Source organism: Terriglobales bacterium (genome assembly GCA_035487355.1).
Lineage (GTDB): Bacteria > Acidobacteriota > Terriglobia > Terriglobales > Acidobacteriaceae > QIAW01.
This window is the reverse complement of sequence record DATHMF010000057.1, coordinates 1-2,673: the sequence shown is the minus strand read 5'-3', so window position 1 is coordinate 2,673 and position 2,673 is coordinate 1. Positions and strand designations below refer to the sequence as shown.

Genomic DNA, 2,673 nt, shown 5'->3' with positions numbered 1-2,673 from the left:
TGTCGGCGATTTTGGTGAAGATGCCGCCAGCAATCCGCAGCGCCGCAGCACCGAGTGATTCTCCAATCGCGAAGCCGATAAAACAGGAGCCGGCGTAATCCCGGGGCACAAAGAGCAGGATGAAAAGCATGATCAACAACTCGACGCTGATGAGCATCATGCCGATACTCATGCCGGCTTCGAGCGGAATTTGATAGACGAAATAGGGCTTCCCACGCAAACTTGCGAACGCGGTTCGAGAATTAGCAAATGTATTGACCCGGATACCGAACCAGGCCACTCCGTAACTACCCGCGATGCCAACGATGCTGAACAGTAGGATGATAGGCAGCGTAGTGCTGATGGGCTTGCCCGGCACTGGAGCAAAGACGCCGAAGTACAACACGATGATGACGGCGATGAACACCCACAACAGCATCAGGAACTTGCCTTGAGTGACGAGGTAGGTTTTGCAGGTCTCATAAATCAATTCGGAAATTTCCAGCATTGAGCGGTGGACTGGCAGATTCTTCAGGCGAACGTAGATCGTCAGTCCGAAGGCAAGTCCAAAGATGCAGAACAGAATTCCTATGGTGAGGAGTTTGTGACCGTCCATTCCCAGAAAGCTGACCTGGGAAAGATCGGGCAGTTTGAGGTTGGCTTCGCCTCCGGCTTCCGGAGCCGGTTGGGCCAGAGCGGTTGACGCCAATAACACCAGGACAAAGAATGCGGATGCAGCGGTTTTTGCCAATCCGAGGGCGCTACATGAAAGACCTGCTAGATAACTGCGCATAGGGATCCTCCGAGGATGAACTTATCCAGGATGACAACGTGTTTTGGCACCAGTTCCGGCAACCATGGCGCGAAATAGAACGCCGCGCTCATCGTAGGCCGCAGTTCCGAACACGCTTCCACTACACGACTTGAACAAGACTTCTGAGCTTGGCCGCGTCGGATGTTCCGTGCCAACCTCTCGCGAGCGGACGGTAAAACGCGCAAGACGGCCAGCACACAAAACCTCGTCTTTATAGCACTCGGGAGCAAGCAGGTCAATCGGGGGGAATCCGTACCTCTTTTCCTGTACATCTTCTCCTCTGGTGGCGAATCAAGCCCGAAGGGCGCAGGCGGCGTTATGGCAAAATGCGTTTATGACCACGGTAGTGCTTCTCACCATCTCAAATATCTTCATGACCTTCGCGTGGTACGGCCATTTGAAGTACCGCAACGTACCTCTTTTTAAGGTCATCCTTATCAGCTGGCTCATCGCTTTTGCGGAATATTGCTTTCAAGTGCCGGCCAATCGCATCGGCTCCTACGCGTTCAGCGCAGCGCAATTGAAGACGATTCAGGAAGTGATCACGCTGACTGTTTTCTCAGTGTTTTCAGTTTTATATTTGAAAGAACCAGTTCGTTGGAACTACGCGGTGGGATTTTTGATGATCATCGCAGCCGTTTTCGTGATCTTCAAGAAATGGTGAGGAGTAACGGCTGCTGGCAGAAACCTTGTAAGTTAGCGAATTCCTAACAGGACGGCGACATAACCGCGAACTCGCTGTAGAAGCTGAGACTCCGCTTTCGAATGAAAAGAAGCGCGCCGAGCCGCCCAGTCCATGCTTTTCAAGTGATCCACCAGAACCGCGCCTTCCACTTGGTCAAACACGGTAGGCAACGCGAATGGATAGTTTTTGCGGCGGCTGGTAAGAGGGCAGACGATAATTAGCCCGCTGGCCCGATTGTAGCTTCGCTCGGTCAAAACTAGCGCGGGCCGGCGTTTTGCTTGCTCGCGCCCTTTTTGCGGATCAAAATCGAGCCAGACCACGTCGCCGGCGGCAGGGACGTAGGCGGCTACCACTGAACCGCTTCCTTCCCTCGTTCGCGACCTGTCGGGGTCTCAGCATAACGGTTCTCTGGAGTGATCTGGGCCACCAATTGACGCAGGGTCGGGAGGGTGTCCTTCCTCTGCAGCTCAATCTTGCCGTGCACGGCTTTGATGACGATCTTGTCCCCCTGGTTGAACCCGGATTCTTCGGCTACAGGCTTTGGAATTCGCACGGCGAGACTGTTCCCCCATTTCACGATTTGAGATGCCGACATTTTTTTACCTCCGCTGCATCTACATAGTATACACGGAATGATACTATTGTAGATACCGACTTTTTTTGTTGACGAAAAAAGAACTTGCGGCATATTAGCGTATGTCGCTTCTCAATTGTAGTAAGCTGGCTTTCAAACTGGAAATCCGTCGAGGGCTCAATTTCCATGGACCGCATAGCGATGCTTAACGAAATTCTTGCGCAGAATCCCAACGACGCCTTTGCGCGCTATGGGCTTGCCATGGAGTTCTCCAACTCCGGCGATGTCGACAGCGCTTTGCAAGAATTTCACAAATTGCTGGCGGCCCATCCTGACTACACAGCCGGATACTTCATGGCAGCGCAGACGCTGGCAAAATCAAATCGCGCGGCGGAAGCGAAAAAGATGTTATCGGACGGAATTGTTTCCGCTTCGCGAACTGGCAACGCTCACGCGCGATCTGAAATGGAAGCCATGCTGGCCGAACTTGAGCAGGTCACTCCGTAGGCTTTGCCATGCGCAGCATGGCCCACTCCACCAACCCAGGCAAGAGCTGATAAATTTTCACAACCGGGTGCATGGTCCAGGGCACAATCACTTCTCGTTTTTTCTTCAAATATC

5 protein-coding genes are annotated in these 2,673 nt (G+C 52.9%); 2 read left to right on the top strand and 3 right to left on the bottom strand.

The features are described from left to right. The coding region (locus VK738_11470; GenBank protein HTD23267.1) for a sodium/proton-translocating pyrophosphatase at positions 1-772 on the bottom strand (772 nt) is incomplete at its 3' end. Positions 773-1,127: 355 nt separating this feature from the next. On the opposite strand from VK738_11470, the gene VK738_11465 reads away from it, so the two are divergent. Next, the gene (locus VK738_11465) at positions 1,128-1,457 is read left to right on the top strand and encodes a DMT family protein (protein HTD23266.1); all 330 of its coding nucleotides are present in this window, start codon (positions 1,128-1,130) and stop codon (positions 1,455-1,457) included. A 32-nt stretch (positions 1,458-1,489) separates the two neighbouring features. Here VK738_11465 and VK738_11460 read toward each other — a convergent pair whose 3' ends face one another. Both VK738_11460 and VK738_11455 read right to left on the bottom strand, forming a co-directional pair. Next, a complete protein-coding gene (locus VK738_11460) occupies positions 1,490-1,831 on the bottom strand; it encodes a type II toxin-antitoxin system PemK/MazF family toxin (protein ID HTD23265.1) in 342 nt (113 codons plus the stop codon). Continuing rightward, positions 1,825-2,073, bottom strand: coding sequence for an AbrB/MazE/SpoVT family DNA-binding domain-containing protein (locus tag VK738_11455; GenBank protein HTD23264.1), 249 nt, complete (start codon positions 2,071-2,073; stop codon positions 1,825-1,827). The genes VK738_11460 and VK738_11455 overlap by 7 nt, the downstream gene beginning before the upstream one ends. A gap of 165 nt (positions 2,074-2,238) precedes the next feature. On the opposite strand from VK738_11455, the gene VK738_11450 reads away from it, so the two are divergent. Further along, a complete protein-coding gene (locus VK738_11450) occupies positions 2,239-2,559 on the top strand; it encodes a tetratricopeptide repeat protein (protein HTD23263.1) in 321 nt (106 codons plus the stop codon). The last annotated feature ends 114 nt before the right edge of the window (positions 2,560-2,673 follow it).